The 17550-nt window shown below is 59.9% G+C and carries 17 protein-coding genes and 2 pseudogenes; 15 read left to right on the forward strand and 4 right to left on the reverse strand.

What is annotated here, in order from left to right; genetic code table 11:
* Window positions 1-571 precede the first annotated feature (571 nt).
* Window positions 572-1072 carry a nuclear transport factor 2 family protein gene (locus tag BM132_RS22380; protein WP_256244298.1) on the forward strand — a complete coding sequence of 167 codons (501 nt, stop codon included), beginning with the start codon at window positions 572-574 and terminating at the stop codon, window positions 1070-1072.
* A gap of 308 nt (window positions 1073-1380) precedes the next feature.
* On the opposite strand, the pseudogene BM132_RS28745 reads toward BM132_RS22380, so the two are convergent.
* A pseudogene (locus BM132_RS28745) lies at window positions 1381-1550 on the reverse strand (GNAT family N-acetyltransferase); the annotation flags it as partial.
* A 92-nt stretch (window positions 1551-1642) separates the two neighbouring features.
* On the opposite strand from BM132_RS28745, the gene BM132_RS22385 reads away from it, so the two are divergent.
* The 6 genes and pseudogenes from BM132_RS22385 to BM132_RS28750 form a co-directional block, all read left to right on the forward strand.
* The gene (locus BM132_RS22385; protein WP_092458801.1) at window positions 1643-2098 is read left to right on the forward strand and encodes a GNAT family N-acetyltransferase; all 456 of its coding nucleotides are present in this window, start codon (window positions 1643-1645) and stop codon (window positions 2096-2098) included.
* Window positions 2099-2228: 130 nt separating this feature from the next.
* Entirely contained in the window at window positions 2229-2828 is a 600-nt protein-coding gene (locus BM132_RS22390; RefSeq protein WP_256244299.1) for a hypothetical protein, read from the forward strand.
* A 45-nt stretch (window positions 2829-2873) separates the two neighbouring features.
* The gene (locus BM132_RS22395) at window positions 2874-3437 is read left to right on the forward strand and encodes a GNAT family N-acetyltransferase (RefSeq protein ID WP_092458803.1); all 564 of its coding nucleotides are present in this window, start codon (window positions 2874-2876) and stop codon (window positions 3435-3437) included.
* An 86-nt stretch (window positions 3438-3523) separates the two neighbouring features.
* Window positions 3524-3925, forward strand: a complete 402-nt coding sequence (locus BM132_RS22400; RefSeq protein ID WP_092458805.1) for a PaaI family thioesterase — start codon at window positions 3524-3526, stop codon at window positions 3923-3925.
* Window positions 3926-4032: 107 nt separating this feature from the next.
* Window positions 4033-4398 (forward strand): VOC family protein, encoded by a 366-nt coding sequence (locus BM132_RS22405; protein ID WP_092399951.1) that lies wholly within the window; start codon window positions 4033-4035, stop codon window positions 4396-4398.
* Window positions 4389-4529, forward strand: a pseudogene (locus BM132_RS28750) (diaminopimelate epimerase); the annotation flags it as partial. The gene BM132_RS22405 and the pseudogene BM132_RS28750, both read left to right, overlap by 10 nt.
* 97 nt (window positions 4530-4626) lie before the next feature.
* On the opposite strand, the gene BM132_RS22410 reads toward BM132_RS28750, so the two are convergent.
* On the reverse strand, window positions 4627-5364 hold the full coding sequence (locus BM132_RS22410; protein WP_092458807.1) for a GntR family transcriptional regulator: 738 nt from the start codon (window positions 5362-5364) through the stop codon (window positions 4627-4629).
* A gap of 166 nt (window positions 5365-5530) precedes the next feature.
* Between BM132_RS22410 and BM132_RS22415 the strand changes: the two genes are divergently transcribed.
* Together BM132_RS22415 and BM132_RS22420 are read left to right on the forward strand one after the other, a co-directional pair.
* Window positions 5531-6355, forward strand: coding sequence for an amidohydrolase family protein (locus BM132_RS22415; RefSeq protein WP_092458809.1), 825 nt, complete (start codon window positions 5531-5533; stop codon window positions 6353-6355).
* 34 nt (window positions 6356-6389) lie between these two features.
* Window positions 6390-7688: an SLC13 family permease gene (locus BM132_RS22420; RefSeq protein WP_092458811.1), complete on the forward strand. Its 1299-nt coding sequence runs from the start codon at window positions 6390-6392 to the stop codon at window positions 7686-7688.
* A gap of 147 nt (window positions 7689-7835) precedes the next feature.
* On the opposite strand, the gene BM132_RS22425 is transcribed toward BM132_RS22420, so the two are convergent.
* On the reverse strand, window positions 7836-7997 hold the full coding sequence (locus BM132_RS22425) for a DUF2986 domain-containing protein (protein ID WP_076383854.1): 162 nt from the start codon (window positions 7995-7997) through the stop codon (window positions 7836-7838).
* Window positions 7998-8099: 102 nt separating this feature from the next.
* Entirely contained in the window at window positions 8100-8873 is a 774-nt protein-coding gene (gene glcC, locus BM132_RS22430; RefSeq protein WP_092458813.1) for a transcriptional regulator GlcC, read from the reverse strand.
* A gap of 250 nt (window positions 8874-9123) precedes the next feature.
* On the opposite strand from glcC, the gene glcD reads away from it, so the two are divergent.
* The 6 genes from glcD (at window position 9124) to BM132_RS22460 (ending at window position 17544) form a co-directional block, all read left to right on the forward strand.
* Complete coding sequence (glcD, locus tag BM132_RS22435) at window positions 9124-10623, forward strand: glycolate oxidase subunit GlcD (protein ID WP_092399935.1); 1500 nt, start codon at window positions 9124-9126, stop codon at window positions 10621-10623.
* A gap of 5 nt (window positions 10624-10628) precedes the next feature.
* Window positions 10629-11687, forward strand: coding sequence for a glycolate oxidase subunit GlcE (glcE, locus tag BM132_RS22440; protein ID WP_177218207.1), 1059 nt, complete (start codon window positions 10629-10631; stop codon window positions 11685-11687).
* Window positions 11688-11689: 2 nt separating this feature from the next.
* A complete protein-coding gene (glcF, locus tag BM132_RS22445; RefSeq protein ID WP_092458815.1) occupies window positions 11690-12907 on the forward strand; it encodes a glycolate oxidase subunit GlcF in 1218 nt (405 codons plus the stop codon).
* A gap of 12 nt (window positions 12908-12919) precedes the next feature.
* Window positions 12920-13321, forward strand: a complete 402-nt coding sequence (locus tag BM132_RS22450) for a heme-binding protein (RefSeq protein ID WP_092399931.1) — start codon at window positions 12920-12922, stop codon at window positions 13319-13321.
* Between the two features lie 94 nt (window positions 13322-13415).
* Window positions 13416-15593: a malate synthase G gene (locus BM132_RS22455; RefSeq protein ID WP_092458817.1), complete on the forward strand. Its 2178-nt coding sequence runs from the start codon at window positions 13416-13418 to the stop codon at window positions 15591-15593.
* A gap of 253 nt (window positions 15594-15846) precedes the next feature.
* A complete protein-coding gene (locus tag BM132_RS22460; RefSeq protein WP_092399927.1) occupies window positions 15847-17544 on the forward strand; it encodes an L-lactate permease in 1698 nt (565 codons plus the stop codon).
* Window positions 17545-17550 lie beyond the last annotated feature (6 nt).

Consider the following 17550-nt stretch of genomic DNA (forward strand, 5'->3'; position numbering starts at 1 on the left):
ACTTTTACATTGTTAAAAATTACCTTGTGCCGAGCGAGTGCAGCCCAACTGGAATCAAGCCCATCAGGGCGTCTTTATCGGTGAAGTTACTGAAAATACTCATTTCCGATGTCGTTCCCGAAAATCGCATGACGCCCCGTACGCCAGCACCATTCCTATCGACGCACAGATTCCATGGGACTGCCATGGGAACGTTTGCGCGCAAACTATCGGCCTGAAACCCTTATAAACCGGCGCTTCACTCGCTGAAATTGCCAATCGGGTGCTTTCGAATCTCTCCTTCACCGCCATATTCTGTAAACACAAACCCCTGATTTTCCTAGAGAAAGTCGGGGGTTTGTGGTTTTTGGTGTCTGAAAAAGGGCGATATGGGAATAATATGGGACCGGAGGGCGAATACCCGCGTGCTGGCGGCAACCACGCATAAGAACCAGACGCAGGTCTCCGCGCCGTTCCACCAAGCAGCATCAGGCAACCTCACAGCAGTATCGAGCAAAAGCTTCCGAGCCCATGCCGTTAAGGTTCCTCTTGAAGAGGTTCCTATCAACGATATTGTTGTGAGAGAAAGATCATGACCCCATGGATGAGTTTGGCTGTGCGCCTTCAGGCTGTCGTGCTGTGTTTGGTGCTTTCAACGAACACGGTTTCAGCGTCGCAAGCCGCTGACCAAAACATCAATGCCGATTTGGTGCGCCAAGCGTTTACTAACTGGCAGCAAGGCCAAGGCACGGTTTTCGATCTGCTGGCACCCGACGCAACGTGGACCGTATCTGGATCAAGCCCGGTTTCCGGTGTGTACAGCAGCAAGACGGATTTAATCGAACGAGCCGTACGACCCATCACCGCTCGGCTGGCGACGCCCATTTCCCCGACCGTCCAGAGCATTGTGGCCGAGGACGATGTCGTGGTGGTTCTCTGGAAGGGTGAAGCCATGGCGCTTGACCGCAAGCCCTACAACAACTCTTACATGTGGCACATGACATTCAAAGATGGCCAGATCACAGAGGTGAAAGCCTTTCTGGACACCTATGTGTTGAATGATCTGATGGAGCGGGTAAAGCCTGTGCAGTAATCGGATCCGTCGGCAACCCGTTGCTCATCGCTCTATGAATGCAGGCTCATCCTCGCGCATCGGCTAAGATTGGCTCAGAACAAAAAACGAAAGTGGAGCAGTCTTTTAGGTAAAAAATTCAACTCGCTCCGAGGTTGAGTAATGAGCCTGATTGAATTCGGGGTGGTGTTGGTGATAGCGGTGGCCGCCGTGTTGATTCTGCGCTGATGCGCAGCGAAAACCGGCATTGGGTTGTCATAAAAAACGGCTCGTCGAATAGACGAGCCGTTTTTTTTATGGAAGTCATCAAGGCAGCAAGGTGTCGACGGCTAACGATTTGGGTCGGCTGCTGGACCGTTCTCTCGCAGATAATAAGTGTCGAACTCGCCGCTTTCGACGAGTTGGAAACCGTGGCGGATATAAAAACGATTCGACGCGCTTTCTTGAGAGCGCCTACCCGGACAGGCAGCGCAGCGGCATCCGCCTCGTTGAATATTTCTTATATCATCCTGGGACGATCCTTATAGATAACCTGGCTATTTCGGATTGAACAGCTGCATTGATCGCTGGTTACTGGAGCAAGCACTCAAGATGGAAGCCCACATTCGTCTCGCAACACCTGAGGATGCAGAAGCGATAAGCAACGTTGTGATCAGCGCCTTGCGTCAATCCAACGCCAACGATTACCCACCCGAGGTCATCGCCCAGGTGGAGCGCAGCTTCTCTGCTCAGGCGGTTCAGCTATTGATGGAGCAGCGTCGGGTTTATGTGGCGTCTGTCGAACAATGTGTCGTCGCCACGGCCAGCCTCGATGGGGGTGTTGTCAGAAGTGTTTTTGTCGAACCGCGGTGCCAGGGAGAAGGCATCGGCAAACAACTAATGTCTGTCATTTGTTCAGATGCTCTCGACAGGGACCTGGACGTTTTGCACGTGCCTTCCTCCATCACGGCAGAGGGCTTTTACACGGCGCTGGGATTTCAAAAGGTACGTGACGAACTCCACGGCGCCGAGCGCACGATTATCATGCGCAAATTGTTGTTGAAGTAGTGCCTGCTCAACTCCTGCTCAGGGCAGGCATTGCAGCTGGCCTGTGAACCCTCTATAAAACCCACGCTGACATCGCGACCCTTTCGGTGGTCGTTGACCTCTGGATAGTTGACCCGCATGGAGCATCATCGTGAGCGAATCTTCTCGCCCCCTCAAATCCCTGACTCGCACCGTTTCGAATACCCCATCGTTCCGCCTGCCGAGTATTGGGCTGCTGCAACATGCCTGGGGCATCAGCCTCCTGGCCTTGCTCAGCGGATGCGGAGCGTTGACGGATGTCCGTTCTTTCTCCACGCCCTACTCGACACCTGACGGTGGTGAGACAGCACGATTGCGGGTGATCAGCGACGGTATGATCCGGGGCGTGCCCAAGTCCGACTGCGTCGACTTTCGTCTGTCGGGCGCCGGTGTGATGGTGGCGTACCGGGATGGCTACGCCAATCGCAACGGTGAAAGCCTGGGCATGCCGGCTGTCAGCGAGCGCTCATCCGCTACTGTCATGACCGAGCTGCTGGTGCCTGCTGGGCAGCCCATCGCTTTTCATTACATTGGTGATCAGTGCTACAACATGTTCAGCTTTGTCCCTAAGGCAGGGGCGGATTACCAACTGGACGCCATGGGGTTTTACCGGTGTGGGGTCACACTCAAGCAAATGGCCGGCGCAACAGTGCGGTATTCCTCGGTCCCGCTGAAGGAAAGCAAATTGTGCAGAGTGACGGATAACTTTTAGAGTGGACATTTCCAGGGTGCGATAACGTTTGAAAAGGACTTCACTATGGAAACCATCCCCACGCTCCAGACCCGCCGTCTCATCCTCACGCCTGTGCAGTTGGCCGATGCACCGGCTATTCAACAGCTGTTTCCCCATTGGGAAGTGGTGTGTTATCTCGACAGTCGCGTGCCATGGCCTTACCCCGCTGACGGCGCGCTGACTTACGTTCGCGACCACGCACTCCCTGCCATTGCAGCAGGGCGCGAATGGCATTGGATGATTCGTATCGCTGAAGACGCGGCACAGTGCATTGGCAGCATCAGCCTGTACGATCAGCCGGGCAACAACCGAGGCTTTTGGCTGGCACCTCAGTGGCAGGGAAAGGGCTACATGCGCGAAGCCTGTGAAGTTATCAACGCCTATTGGTTTGAAACCCTGGGGCGTCCCGTCATGCAAGTGCCCAAGGCGATGGGCAATCATGCTTCGCGCAAGGTTTCGGAGCATGAAGGGATGCGTATGATTGCAACGCAGCAGGGGGAATTTGTCTGTGGTTCGTTGCTTAAGGAAGTTTGGGAAATGACGCGGGAAGCGTGGCTCGAGAAAAAAGCTGCTTCTAGGACGAATTGAGTAGGGCAAATGAACCAGGCCGTCTTTAACGACCATCAACTACAGTCGCCAGACCTGAGTATGTCTACAGGGTCAAGGAGTGTGAAATGGATATTCCACAGGGTTTCAAACCGTTATTTAGGAGCAGTCCTTTCCTTGATCTACTAGGCCCTTTCTACTATCGGGAAAACTCTGAAGGTTTTACCGTTGGGATTTGGGTCGAGGAGAAACACACCAATGCGCGTGGACTCGCTCACGGCGGGTTGTTCATGGCGCTGGCTGATATTGCTTTGGGCTACAGCGCGGCCTTTTCGAAAGATCCTCCTCTGAAGCTCGTAACGACCACAATGACCACTGATTTTGCCGGCTCCGCTAAGGTCGGCGATTGGTTGGAGGCTGCCGTTGATATTCAAAAAACCGGTCGTCGACTGGTTTTCGCTAATACCTATATAAGCGCTGGAGGGGAGCGCGTGGTGCGAGCCAGCGCGTCTTTTCTTGTGGTGGGTTGAAAGCATCTGGAGACGCACTACCAACGTCCAGTCTTACATCCGAGCTCCCACTGCGATGATCCGCGGGGCGCTTGGTTTCTCCGTCAGCAGTGATCAAGGAAGAACGCATGGAACCGCTACTTAATCGAATAATGCTGTATGTACGGGACGTCCAGGCGACCTGCGTTTTTTATGAGCGTCATTTCGGCTTTGTCAGTGAAAAACATGCTGATGATCGCGTCACGCAATTGAGGTCTGTAAACGGTGGCGCGATTCTGATGGTTCACCCGGCAGGGAAGGCCGTTAAAACGGGACAAGTCACGGTCAAGCTTGTTTTTGATACCCGGGATGTTGAGGGCTTCAAGGAAAAGTGCATGGCCCAAGGCTTGAAGTTTGGCGCCATCCACCAGGCCGACGGTTATTCATTCGCCAATGCCAAAGACCCTGATGGCAATGCCATTTCTATCTCCAGTAGAGCGTTTGCATGCCACTGAGCTTTCATAAGATGCACGCCAATGGCGATGATTTCATCCTCGTGGATTCGCGAAACTCAAAAAATTCTCTAACCAGTGCCATGGCCCGGCGAATGGGTGATCGCCATCGAGGCATCGGTTTCAATCAATTGCAGTGATGCTGTTAGCGACTACATCGTAATAGCGGCGTCGCGAAGCTGAGGCTGCGAAGAGTCGCTGCCGAGAGGGATAGCGGCGCCGTGCCTTTTGTCAGCAAATCTCCACCTGATAACGGAAAGTATCGGCAGCACCCCGCGACAGTCGGTATTCAAGTGGTTGCCGGTCGTAGCCCAGGGCCACCCGTTCGACCACCACCACTGGGCTGCCGACGGTGACTCCCAGCGTGGCGGCCAGTGGCTCATCGGCCGAGGCGACGGTCAGGGTTTCTCGCGCAGACGCTACACGCATGCCGCAGCGTTCTTCATAGAAAGGGTAGAGCAGGGTGCCGAAGTCGCTCAGATCGGTGTCGAGCAGGGCGCCGAAGCGAGCGGTTGGCAGCCAGATTTGCTCGTGGAACAGCGGCCTGCCATCCATAAGGCGCAGGCGCTCCAGGCGGATGGTGGAGTCGTGCTCGGTCAGATTCAGCGCTTGGCGCACGTGGGCGTCCGGGATTTCCTGGGTGCGGCTCAGGATGCGGCTTTGCGGCACTTGCGATTGACCGCTGGCATCGACCTGTCGAAAGAATCGAAACAGTGAACCGTCGAAGTTGGGCCGACGCACGAACGTGCCACGGCCCTGGACGCGCAGCAGCAACCCTTCCCCGACCAGCGTTTCCACCGCTTTGCGCACCGTGCCCACGGCAACGCCGTAGTGGCGGGTCAGTTCTGCCTCGGTGGGAATGGCTTCACCGGGCAGCCATTCACCTGCGGCGATTTTCGCCAGCATCTCTTCGCGCAGTCGTTGGTAGAGCGGCAGTCGCTCGTCATGTCCAAGGTGTGTGAGGGCCATACCGTCAATCCGATTCCAGGTAATGCGTCACTTTACCCCAGTCATCGCGTTGACAGGGATGGTTGTTTATAGATATGGTCATCCAGTCATCTATATGAATTTCAGGTCTGTAATAGCCTTACATGCCTGGCGGGCTCCCACAAAAATCAACAAAGGCAGCTTCCTGATGTCCCTGTCGTTCGAAGGCATAGATACCCACGCCCACATCTTCCGGCATGACTTGCCCATGGCGAGTGATCGTCGCTACAGCCCTGATTACGACGCCTTGACCGAGCACTATCTGGGGCACCTGGATCGCAGCAACCTTGCCCATGGCGTGCTCATCCAGCCGAGCTTTCTGGGCACCGACAACCATTTCATGGTCGAGGCCCTGCAACGTTACCCGCAACGTTTGCGCGGCATCGCGGTGGTCGAGCCGGACATCGAGGATGCGCAACTCCAAGCATTAGCCAAGGCGGGCGTGGTAGGCGTTCGCTTGAATCTGATCGGCAAGGCGCCGCAGGACTACACCGATGTGCGCTGGCAGACTTTTTACCAGCGACTGGCCCGGCTTGGCTGGCAGGTTGAAATCCAGTGTGGCTTCGACGCCTTGGTCCTGATTGTCCCGTTCGTTCTGGCGACCGGCGTCACGGTGGTTGTGGACCACTTCGGTCTTCCCTCCCAGGGTATCGACCCGAGTAACCCAGCCCATCACGGCTTCCTGGCCTTGCTCGGCGAGGACAGGCTGTGGATCAAGTTGTCTGCCGCCTATCGCAGTCAGTCAGACCTGCCCCGCGCGGTTGGCGTGTTGGCGCAATTGCGCCAGGCGTGTGGCGGTATCGATCGTTTTGTCTGGGGCAGCGATTGGCCCCATACCCAGTTCGAATCGCGCACCGGCTACGACGCGCAGTTGGCCTTTGTGCACGCCTTGTTTCCCGACCCGGTTGAGCGCCGGCAGGTGTTGGTGGATAACCCCACGATCCTGTTCGGCTTTGCTGCGTCGACGCGTTGAACTTCCCATAACAAAATAATACGGAACACACATCATGATGAGCCTGTACGTCGTCGCCGCGATCGTTCTTGCTGTCGCGCTGGGATACACCACCAAAATCAACATCGGCCTGTTCGCCATCGCCTTTGCCTATCTACTGGGCTGTTTCGGCATGGGCTTGAGTCCTTCCGAAATCATCGGCATGTGGCCGTTGAAGATTTTCTTCATCATCTTCTCGGTCTGCCTGTTCTACAGCTTCGCCATCGTCAACGGCACGCTGGAGAAGCTGGCCGAACACCTGCTCTATCTCTGTCGTAACGTGCCGCACCTGTTGCCTTATGCGGTGTTCCTGACCGCTTGCCTGATTGCCGGGCTCGGCGCGGGTTACTACACGGTGCTGGCTTTCATGGCCCCGCTGACGCTGCTGCTGTGCCAGCGCACGGGCATGAGCCTGATACTCGGTGGCATGGCGGTGAACTACGGAGCCTTGGGCGGTGCCAACTTTGTTTCCAGCCAGAGCGGCATCATCTTCCGTGGCCTGATGACCGGCCTGGGTGTTCCCGAAAGTGAAGCCTTCATCAATGGCCTGGCCATTTTCGCCAGCACCATGGTCATTCCGCTGGTGGTCATCACCGCGTTCGTGTTCTTTGCCGGCCACGGCCGTGCGCTGAAGAATGCGGCGGTCGCGATCGAGACGCCGAGCCCGCTCAACCGTGAGCAAAAAATCACCTTGTGGCTGACCTTGCTGATGATGCTGATCGTGTTGGCCGGGCCCATCGCGCACATCCTGTTCCCCGACAACGCGACGGTGACGTTCGTCAATTCCAAGGTGGACATCGGCCTGATCGCCAGCGTGTTCTCGGTGATCGCGCTGATGCTCAAGCTGGGCGACGAGCGCAAAGCCATCGCCTCGCTGCCTTGGGGCACGCTGATCATGATCTGCGGTGTGGGCATGCTGATTTCGGTGGCGATCAAGGCCGGCGCCATCGACGCGTTGGCATCGTGGATCGGCGGCAATATCCCACCGGTGCTGGTAGCCCTGGTATTCGGTGTCGTCGCTGCGCTGATGTCGATCTTCGCCAGCACCTTGGGCGTGGTCACGCCGGCGTTGTTTCCCATGGTGCCGCCGCTGGCCGCGGCCATGTCAATCGACCCTATGGTGCTGTTCATCAGCATCGTGGTTGGCGCCCAAGCCACCTCTATCTCGCCGTTCTCCTCCGGCGGCAGCCTGATCCTGAGCTCCTGCGCCGATGAGCAGAGCCGAACCCGGCTATTTCCTCAATTGCTGCTGCGTGCCGCGCCCATCGGCTTCGTCGCGGCGATGCTGTTTAACCTTGCGCTGACTTTTATCTAAAGAGTTTTCGCTTGGCAGGTCCGGGAGGTGCCATTCACTCAAGGCCTGCTGAACCACTGTGGCGAGGGAGCTTGCTCCCGCTGGGCTGCGCAGCAGCCCCCACCTCCACCGCGATTGCTGATTCGACTGGCGCTTAAGATCGAAGACTCAGCTCTCAGGAGTGATGACTGACTCAGGAGCGGGTTCAGCAGCCAGCTTTAACCGGTCAGCCTTACTGATGTATTTGGATTTCTTTGGCGGGGCCAGTTTGGCACTCGCCTTTTTTGCATGAGCTTTGAGTAACTGATTTATTTTTTTACGACGATTCATACTTTTCTACTCGGTTTGCAAAGACTTGGATGATGGTGAAAGTTTGGGTGTGAAGCCAAGCATTGATTTTGCGCTTCCCAGGCGGCCCTGCTACCCAGAAACCTACCCCCAACCCTCCAGACGCATGGTCGCACGGACCAGGCGTTGCTCCTCCTGTTCGATCTCCTTGAGGTTGTCGCGGATGCTGTGGATGTGTTCACGCGCAGCGCGCTGAGCCTGTTCCGGCAGGCGCTCGATGACGGCGTGATAGAGCCGGGTGTGCTGGCGGTCGATCTGGCGTTTTTGCATAGGGCGATGGTAGAGGTTGTTGACCGAGGCGAACACCGTACTGAGCATCAAATCGGTCAACGACTGCAGGGTGTGCAGCAACACCGGATTGTGCGAGGCCTCGCAGATCGCCAGGTGGAAGGCGTGGTCAAGGCGGGCATGTTCGCGCGGCTCGGCAGGTACGGGTTGGCTGTGGGCGGCGAGCATTTCTTCATAGCGTCGGGTGAGCAGGACAAAGTCCGCGTCTGTGCCGCGCAAGGCGGCCAGGCGCGCTGATTCGGCTTCCAGCAGTGCGCGCACTTCCAGAAGATCGAACAAGGTGCGCGGCTGCGAGTTGAACAGGTGCATCAGTGGGCTGGCATCGCGGTTCCCGTTCAGGGTCGCCACCCGTGAGTCACGGCCTTGGGCGGTCTCGATAATGCCGCGCCCACGTAGCACTTTCAGCCCTTCACGCAGGGCCGAGCGGGATATTCCCAGTTTTTCGCATAGGCGGCGCTCCGAGGGCAGCGCCTGGCCCACCTTGAGCACGCCATCGACGATCAATCGTTCGATCCGCTCGGCGACCACATCACTGACCTGACGGCGAACACCGGATGTTTCTTCGAGCATGTCAGAGGCCTCGGCTAACTGGTAGTACCAGTTCTAAATGGTCATTCACGCCGCGCCTAATATAGCCACCAAGCCCTTTATATGTAAGGCCATTGGCAAAGACTGGTTAGAGGTTGGCTTGAAAAAACTGGTCATACCAGTTCATTCACTCATGGACGACCCTTCTGCAAGGCTCTACATATAGCGCATAACAAGCGGCCGGCTCGCTACCGACGCCGCACAAAAGAACAATAAAGCGAGAACGCCTGCCATGAGTATTTTGTACGACGAGCGCGTTGATGGGGCGCTGCCCGAGGTGGATAAGTCTGCGCTGCTGGCGGAACTGCGCCAGCAGCTTCCAGACCTGGAAGTGCTGCACACCCAGGAAGACCTCAAACCCTACGAGTGCGACGGGCTCTCTGCCTACACCACCACCCCGATGTTGGTGGTATTGCCTGAACGCATCGAACACGTCGAACGCCTGCTCAAACTCTGCTATCAACGCCGTGTGCCTGTGGTGGCTCGCGGGGCAGGGACGGGCTTGTCCGGTGGTGCGTTGCCGTTGGTCCAGGGGATTTTGCTGGTGATGGCGCGCTTCAAGCACATCCTCGAAGTCAATCCAGAAGGGCGTTTCGCTCGTGTTCAGCCGGGCGTTCGTAACCTGGCGATCTCCCAGGCTGCCGCCCCTTACGACCTGTATTACGCACCGGACCCCTCTTCGCAGATCGCCTGTTCGATTGGCGGTAACGTCGCCGAGAACGCCGGAGGCGTGCACTGCCTCAAATATGGCCTGACCGTGCACAACCTGCTCAAGGTGGAAATCCTCACGGTTGAAGGCGAGCGCATGACCCTGGGCAGCGATGCCCTGGATTCGCCCGGCTTCGACCTGCTCGCCTTGTTTACTGGCTCCGAAGGCATGCTGGGGATCATCACTGAAGTCACGGTCAAGCTGCTGCCCAAGCCACAGGTGGCCAAGGTGTTGCTGGCCAGCTTTGACTCGGTGGAGAAAGCCGGGCGCGCAGTCGGTGAAATCATCGCGGCCGGGATCATCCCTGGCGGCCTGGAGATGATGGACAACCTGGCCATTCGCGCCGCCGAGGACTTTATTCACGCCGGTTATCCGGTGGACGCCGAGGCTATCCTGCTGTGCGAATTGGACGGCGTGGAGGCCGACGTGCACGACGATTGCGAGCGTGTTCGCGCGGTGCTGGGCGAGGCCGGCGCCACCGAAGTGCGCATGGCTCGCGATGAGGTTGAACGGGTCAAGTTTTGGGCGGGGCGCAAGAACGCCTTCCCGGCCGTCGGGCGCATCTCGCCGGACTATTACTGCATGGATGGGACCATTCCACGGCGTGCACTGCCCGGGGTGCTCAAGGGCATCAGCGAGCTGTCCGAGACGTTCGGCCTGCGTGTGGCCAACGTGTTCCATGCCGGTGACGGCAACATGCACCCCTTGATTCTGTTTGATGCCAACCAACCCGGCGAGCTGGAGCGGGCCGAGTCCCTGGGCGGCAAGATTCTCGAACTCTGCGTCAAGGTGGGCGGCAGCATCACCGGCGAACACGGCGTGGGACGCGAGAAGATCAATCAAATGTGTGTGCAGTTCAACAGTGATGAACTGACCCTGTTCCACGCGGTGAAAGCCGCCTTCGATCCGCGTGGCCTGCTCAACCCCGGCAAGAACATTCCGACCCTGCACCGCTGTGCCGAATTCGGTGCCATGCACGTGCACCACGGCCAACTGCCTTTTCCTGAACTGGAGCGTTTCTAATGGTGATGCAGCATGACTGCGACGCCAGCGAGGCGTTGCTGGAACAAGTCAATCACGCCCTCAATAGTGCTACGCCGTTGCGCATTCAGGGGGGTAACAGCAAGGCGTTTCTCGGTCGCAAGGTCGAAGGCGAAGTGCTCGATACCCGTGCCCACCGCGGCATCGTCAGCTACGACCCGACCGAGTTGGTGATCACCGCCCGCGCCGGCACGCCGCTGGCTGAGCTGGAGGCGGCGCTGGACGCGGCCGGGCAGATGCTCACCTGCGAGCCTGCACAATTTGCCGGCGCCGCGACCCTCGGCGGGATGGTTGCGGCAGGCCTGTCGGGCCCGCGCCGGCCCTGGTCCGGCGCGGTTCGCGACCTGGTCCTGGGCACCCGCTTGATCACCGGCACGGGCAAGCACCTGCGTTTTGGCGGCGAGGTGATGAAAAACGTGGCTGGCTACGACCTCTCGAGGCTGCTGGCCGGTAGCTTTGGCTGCCTGGGGGTGATGACCGAGGTGTCACTCAAAGTGCTGCCCAAGCCGCGCCAGTGCCTGAGTCTTCGGCTTGAGATGGACGCGGCCCTGGCCTTGCGCAAACTGGCCGAGTGGGGCCAGCAACCCCTTTCCTTGAGCGCCGCCAGCCATGATGGTCAGGCGCTGCACCTGCGCCTGGAAGGCGGCGAAGGCTCGGTCGCGGCGGCCCGAGAGCGCCTCGGTGGTGAGCTGCTTGACAGCTCGTACTGGGCTGACCTGCGCGAGCAGCGCCTGGATTTCTTCGCGGACCCGCGCCCGCTGTGGCGTTTGTCGGTGCCGATCCATACCGGCGTGCTGGCGCTGCCCGGTGAGCAACTGATCGACTGGGGAGGCGCCCAGCGCTGGCTCAAGTCCGATGCCGATGTCGCGCTGATCCGCCAGGCCGCCGCCGAAGTCGGTGGCCACGCCACCTGTTTCACCGCCGGTCACTGCGACAGTCCGTTCCATCCGCTGGCTGCCCCGTTGCTGCGCTACCACCGACAGCTCAAAACCCAGCTTGACCCCCAGGGCATCTTCAACCCTGGCCGTATGTATCGCGAGGTGTAGCTGTGCAGACCCATCTGAGTGAACAGTCCAAGCATCTGCCGCGCGCCGAGGAAGCCGAACGCGTCCTGCGCAGTTGTGTGCATTGTGGCTTTTGCAACGCCACCTGCCCGACCTATCAGCTCCTTGGTGACGAGTTGGACGGCCCGCGCGGGCGTATTTACCTGATCAAGCAAGTGCTGGAAGGCAACGAAGTCACTGCCAAGACCCAACTGCATCTGGATCGCTGTCTGAGCTGTCGCAACTGTGAGACCACTTGCCCGTCGGGTGTGCAGTACCACAATTTGCTGGATATCGGACGCGCGGTAGTCGATGCCGCCGTGCCGCGCCCGCTGGCTCAGCGCGTCTTGCGTCAAAGCCTGCGGGCCGTGGTGCCCCATGCGCGGTTGTTCAAAGGGTTGATTGAGGTCGGCCAGGTTTTTCGTCCGCTGTTGCCGGCCAGCCTCAAGGCCAAATTGCCGCGCACTGCCCGAGCCGCCAAGCCCCGCCCCGAGCCACGCCATGCACGCCGTGTGCTGATGCTTGAGGGCTGTGTGCAGCCAGGCCTGGCACCCAACACCAATGCTGCCACGGCGCGGGTGCTCGATCGCCTCGGCATCAGCGTTACGCCGATAAGTGAAGCCGGTTGCTGCGGCGCGGTGGACTACCACCTCGACGCCCAGGCGCAAGGCTTGCAGCGTGCACGGCAGAACATCGACGCCTGGTGGCCCGCCATCGAGCAGGGCGCCGAGGCCATTGTGCAAACCGCCAGCGGTTGCGGCGCCTTCGTCAAGGATTACGGCCATCTGCTGGCGCAGGACCCGGCCTATGCCGAGAAAGCCCGGCGCGTCAGTACGCTGGCCAAAGACTTGGTTGAGGTGCTCAGCGTCGAACCCCTGGAGCAACTGGGTGTGCATGCCGACAAGCGCGTGGCGTTCCATTGCCCTTGCACTCTGCAGCATGCGCAGAAACTGGGTGGCGCCGTGGAGAGCGTGCTTGCTCGCCTGGGTTTCGGTTTGACGGCTGTGCCCGACAGTCACCTGTGTTGCGGCTCGGCCGGCACCTATTCGCTCACCCAGCCGCAGCTGTCCAGGCAGTTGCGCGACAACAAACTCAATGCCCTGGAAAGCGGTAAGCCGCAGGTGATCGTTACCGCCAACATCGGCTGCCAGACCCACCTCGACGGCGCCGGTCGCACCCCTGTGCGGCACTGGATCGAACTGGTCGAAGACGCCCTGAATTAACCGGAGAACAGCATGCTTAGCAAAGCCGTATTGAGCCAGACCGAAGTCAGCAAAATTCTCGCCGCCGCCCGCAGCGAAGCCGAGACAAACCACTGGGCCGTGAGCATCAGCGTGGTCGACGACGGCGGTCACCCGTTGGCCCTGGAGCGTCTGGATGGCTGCTCCCCAATCGCCGCCTACATCGCCGCCGAGAAGGCCCGCAGCGCCGCCCTCGGCCGTCGTGAAACCAAAGGTTATGAAGACATGGTCAATGGCGGGCGTAGCGCCTTCCTGTCCGCGCCGCTGCTGACTTCGCTGGAAGGTGGCGTGCCGGTGATTGTCGACGGCCAAGTGATTGGCGCGGTGGGGGTTTCCGGGGTCAAGGCCGATCAGGACGCCCAAGTGGCCAAAGCCGGTATCGCCGCACTGGGCTGATTGCAAGGGTGAGGCGCTTGTTTAGTGAGCCGCTTGCTCAGTGATCCGCACGGGTATCTGACGCCGGCCATCGACTGTTTTTTGGAGAGTGAAAATGACTGAACGCGTGAACTGCCAGCGCCTGCAAGTGGCCGTCAACCTGCAACGGTTTGTCGACGAGCAAGTGCTGCCCGGCACCGGGATTGAGCGCGAGGCGTTCTGGGCCGGCTTCGACGCCTTGGTGCATGACTTGGCGCCGCACAATCGCGCATTGCTGGCCGAGCGCGATGCGCTGCAGGCAAAGCTCGACAGTTGGCACCGCGCGCACCCAGGCCCGATCAGCGACATGCCGGCCTACCGCGACTTTCTCGAGTCCATCGGCTATCTGTTGCCGCAGCCGGACGCGGTGCGGGTCAGCACCGCCAACGTCGACAGCGAGATCACCCATCAGGCCGGTCCACAGTTGGTGGTGCCGATGATGAATGCCCGCTACGCGTTGAATGCCGCCAATGCGCGCTGGGGCTCTTTGTACGATGCGTTGTACGGCACCGATGCCATCGCTGAAGACGGTGGTGCTCAAAAGGGCCCGAGCTACAACCCGGTGCGTGGTGACAAAGTCGTCGCGTTCGCCCGCGCGTTTCTCGATCAGGCCGCGCCGCTGGGCATGGGCTCTCATGCCGACTCGGTCAATTATCGGGTCAGTGAGGGGCAACTGCAGGTGACCCTGGCTGACGGCACCCAGACCGGTTTGGCCCAGGCCGACCAGTTCGTCGGTTATCAGGGCCTGGCCAGCGCCCCGACAGCGGTGCTGCTGAAAAACAACGGCCTGCACGTGGAAATCCAGATCGATACCGGCAGCCCGATTGGCGCCAGCGATGGCGCAGGGGTCAAGGATCTGCTGGTGGAGTCCGCGCTGTCGACCATCCTCGACTGCGAAGACTCCGTCGCGGCGGTCGATGCGGCCGATAAGGTGCTGATCTACCGCAACTGGCTCGGCCTGATGAAGGGCGACCTCAGCGAGGCGCTGGAAAAGGGCGGCAAATCCATCGTGCGCCGTCTCAACCCGGACCGCGAGTACACCGCTGCCGCTGGCGGCGCGTTGACGCTGCACGGCCGCTCGTTGCTGTTTGTGCGTAACGTCGGGCACCTGATGGGCAACCCGGCGATCCTCGACGGCGAAGGCCACGAGATCCCCGAAGGCATCCTCGACGGTGTGATGACCAGCCTGATCGCCCTGCATGACCTAAAGCGCCACGGTAACTCGCGGACCGGCAGCGTCTATATCGTCAAGCCGAAGATGCATGGCCCGGCTGAAGTGGCCTTTGCCGATCAGTTGTTTACGCGCATCGAAGACCTGCTGCACTTGCCCCGGCACACCCTGAAGATGGGCATCATGGACGAAGAGCGCCGCACCAGTATCAACCTCAAGGCATGTATCGCCAGCGCGGCGGCGCGGGTCGCCTTCATCAACACCGGCTTCCTCGACCGCACCGGTGATGAGATGCACACCGCCATGGAGGCCGGGCCGATGCTGCGCAAGGGTGACATGAAGAGCAGCGCCTGGATCCAGGCCTACGAGCGCAACAACGTGCTGGTTGGCTTGAGCTGTGGTCTGCGTGGCCGGGCGCAGATTGGTAAGGGAATGTGGGCCATGCCGGACCTGATGGCCGCCATGCTCGAGCAGAAGATCGCCCATCCCCAGGCCGGCGCCAACACGGCCTGGGTACCGTCACCGACCGCCGCCACCTTGCATGCCTTGCACTACCACCAGGTGGATGTGCAGGCGGTGCAGCGCGAGCTGGAAGCCATCGACCTCAACGGTCAGCGCGACGACCTGCTCCATGGCCTGCTCAGCGTGCCGGTGGTGGCCGCGCCTGACTGGAGCGCCAGCCAGATCCAGCAGGAGCTGGACAACAACTGCCAGGGCATCCTCGGTTATGTGGTGCGTTGGGTCGAGCAAGGCGTGGGCTGCTCCAAAGTGCCGGATATCCACAACGTCGGCCTGATGGAAGACCGCGCCACCCTGCGTATCTCCAGCCAACACATCGCTAACTGGCTGCACCACAAAATCATCAGTGAGACTCAGGTGCGCGAGAGCCTGGAACGCATGGCCAAGGTGGTCGATCAGCAGAACGCGGGCGATCCGCTGTATCGCCCCATGGCCGCCGACTATGCCGCCTCGATGGCGTTTCAGGCCGCCTGCGACCTGGTGTTCAAGGGCCGCGAACAACCCAGTGGCTACACTGAACCGCTGCTGCACGCCTGGCGTTTACGGTTCAAGCAACAGGCCTGAGGGAGGCACGTTCTGCAATCGTCGAGGGTGCTGCGGTGTCCGTCGTGACCGCAACCCCGCAAGCCCTTGCCTTAGCAGGGGCGAAATACAACAGGCCCCGACAGCCCATGGCTGCCGGGGCCCTTGAGCATAAGCGCGGCGACGGGTGACCCCTTGTCGACGCGGTTTCGCGGAGCACACGTGCTCTGGATGCGTGGCGCCGGATACCCCCGGCAAACTGTGTGGTTCACAACAATAAAAAGGAACCAAAACCATGAGTCAAACACTGCTGTCCATCCTGGCCTTCGTGCCGCTGGTACTGGCGGGCGTGTTACTGATTGGCTTTCGCTGGCCAGCCAAATACGCCATGCCGGTGGTCTTCGTACTGACGGCGCTGATCGGCCTTGGGGCCTGGGACATGACGTTGAATCGGGTCCTGGCGTCCTCGCTGCAGGGCCTGGTGCTCACGGCGGCGATCCTGTGGATTGTGTTCGGTGCCATTCTATTGCTCAACACCCTCAAGCATTCCGGCGGCATCAGTTCCATACGCCGCGGCTTTGCCAATATCAGCCCGGACCGTCGGGTCCAGGCGCTGATCGTGGCCTGGCTGTTCGGCTGTTTCATCGAGGGCGCCTCGGGCTTTGGCACACCGGCGGCGGTCGTCGCGCCGTTGATGGTTGCGTTGGGCTTCCCGGCCATGGCCGCCGTGGTGCTCGGCATGCTGGTGCAGTCCACGCCAGTGTCTTTCGGCGCTGTCGGCACACCCATGGTGGTCGGGGTCACGGCTGGTCTTGACCAGACCGGTCTCGGTACGCAACTGGCTGCTGTGGGCAGCAACTGGGAGGTGTTTTTCCAGCTGATCGTCTCGCGGGTGGCGATCATCCATGCCCTTTGCGGGATTCTCATGCCGCTGATCATGATCAGCATCATGACCCGCTTCTTCGGCAAGAACCAATCCTGGCGCGAAGGTCTGGTCATGGCGCCGTTTGCGATCTTCACCGGCCTGGCCTTCGTCATTCCTTACGCGGCTGCCGGCGTGTTCCTCGGTCCGGAATTTCCCTCGATGATCGGTGCCCTGGTGGGCCTGAGCATTGTGATCCCAGCGGCCAAAGCCCGCTTCCTGTTGCCCAAGACCACCTGGGATTTTGCCCCGGCCAGCGAGTGGCCTGTCGAGTGGATGGGCTCCATCGAGATGAAACTCGACGACATGGCCGGCAAGAAAGCGATTTCCGTCCCCCTGGCCTGGGCACCCTATGTGCTGCTGGCCGTGCTGTTGGTGCTGTCGCGCAACATTCCACCACTGAAGGCCTGGCTGCTGTCCTTGAGCTTCGGCGCGAAGGACATTCTGGGTGAAACGGGCGTGTCCGCCAGCCTGGAGTTGCTCTACCTGCCGGGTGGCTTGCTCTGCGTAGTTGCGCTGATGACATTCTTCCTGCACCGCATGCGCGTCAGCGAACTGGTCGCGGCCGTGAGCGAATCGAGCAAAACCTTGCTGGGCGCCGGTTTCGTGTTGATCTTCACCATCCCGATGGTGCGTATCCTGATCAACTCAGGGGTGAACGGATCGGACCTGGTGTCGATGCCGGTGGCAATGGCTCGCTTGGTTGCGGACAGTGTCGGCAGCGTGTATCCGTTCTTCGCCCCGGCGGTGGGCGCACTGGGCGCATTCATTGCCGGATCCAACACCGTCTCCAACCTGATGCTGGCGCAGTTCCAGTTCAACACCGCGCAACTGTTGGGCATCTCTGGCGCGCTGATGGTGGCGTTGCAATCGGTGGGCGCTGCGGCCGGTAACATGATCGCCATTCACAACGTGGTGGCGGCATCGGCGACAGTCGGCCTGCTGGGTCGCGAAGGCATCACCCTGCGCAAGACCATGCTGCCCACGCTGTACTACATCGTCCTGGCCGGTATCATCGGCATGATTGGTTTTTATTTGCTGGGGATCAGCGATCCGCTGACGAAGTCCTGAAGCCTG

The organism is Pseudomonas sp. NFACC45 (genome assembly GCF_900113505.1).
GTDB lineage: Bacteria > Pseudomonadota > Gammaproteobacteria > Pseudomonadales > Pseudomonadaceae > Aquipseudomonas > Aquipseudomonas tehranensis.

What these genes read in the sequence shown, in the direction of transcription:
- BM132_RS22380 (WP_256244298.1), top strand. Translation starts at nt 572, where the DNA reads ATGACCCCATGGATGAGTTTGGCTGTGCGCCTTCAGGCTGTCGTGCTG.
- BM132_RS22385 (WP_092458801.1), top strand. Translation starts at nt 1,643, where the DNA reads ATGGAAGCCCACATTCGTCTCGCAACACCTGAGGATGCAGAAGCGATA.
- BM132_RS22395 (WP_092458803.1), top strand. Translation starts at nt 2,874, where the DNA reads ATGGAAACCATCCCCACGCTCCAGACCCGCCGTCTCATCCTCACGCCT.
- BM132_RS22400 (WP_092458805.1), top strand. Translation starts at nt 3,524, where the DNA reads ATGGATATTCCACAGGGTTTCAAACCGTTATTTAGGAGCAGTCCTTTC.
- BM132_RS22405 (WP_092399951.1), top strand. Translation starts at nt 4,033, where the DNA reads ATGGAACCGCTACTTAATCGAATAATGCTGTATGTACGGGACGTCCAG.
- BM132_RS22410 (WP_092458807.1), bottom strand. Translation starts at nt 5,364, where the DNA reads ATGGCCCTCACACACCTTGGACATGACGAGCGACTGCCGCTCTACCAA.
- BM132_RS22415 (WP_092458809.1), top strand. Translation starts at nt 5,531, where the DNA reads ATGTCCCTGTCGTTCGAAGGCATAGATACCCACGCCCACATCTTCCGG.
- BM132_RS22420 (WP_092458811.1), top strand. Translation starts at nt 6,390, where the DNA reads ATGATGAGCCTGTACGTCGTCGCCGCGATCGTTCTTGCTGTCGCGCTG.
- BM132_RS22425 (WP_076383854.1), bottom strand. Translation starts at nt 7,997, where the DNA reads ATGAATCGTCGTAAAAAAATAAATCAGTTACTCAAAGCTCATGCAAAA.
- glcC (WP_092458813.1), bottom strand. Translation starts at nt 8,873, where the DNA reads ATGCTCGAAGAAACATCCGGTGTTCGCCGTCAGGTCAGTGATGTGGTC.
- glcD (WP_092399935.1), top strand. Translation starts at nt 9,124, where the DNA reads ATGAGTATTTTGTACGACGAGCGCGTTGATGGGGCGCTGCCCGAGGTG.
- glcE (WP_177218207.1), top strand. Translation starts at nt 10,629, where the DNA reads ATGCAGCATGACTGCGACGCCAGCGAGGCGTTGCTGGAACAAGTCAAT.
- BM132_RS22450 (WP_092399931.1), top strand. Translation starts at nt 12,920, where the DNA reads ATGCTTAGCAAAGCCGTATTGAGCCAGACCGAAGTCAGCAAAATTCTC.
- BM132_RS22455 (WP_092458817.1), top strand. Translation starts at nt 13,416, where the DNA reads ATGACTGAACGCGTGAACTGCCAGCGCCTGCAAGTGGCCGTCAACCTG.
- BM132_RS22460 (WP_092399927.1), top strand. Translation starts at nt 15,847, where the DNA reads ATGAGTCAAACACTGCTGTCCATCCTGGCCTTCGTGCCGCTGGTACTG.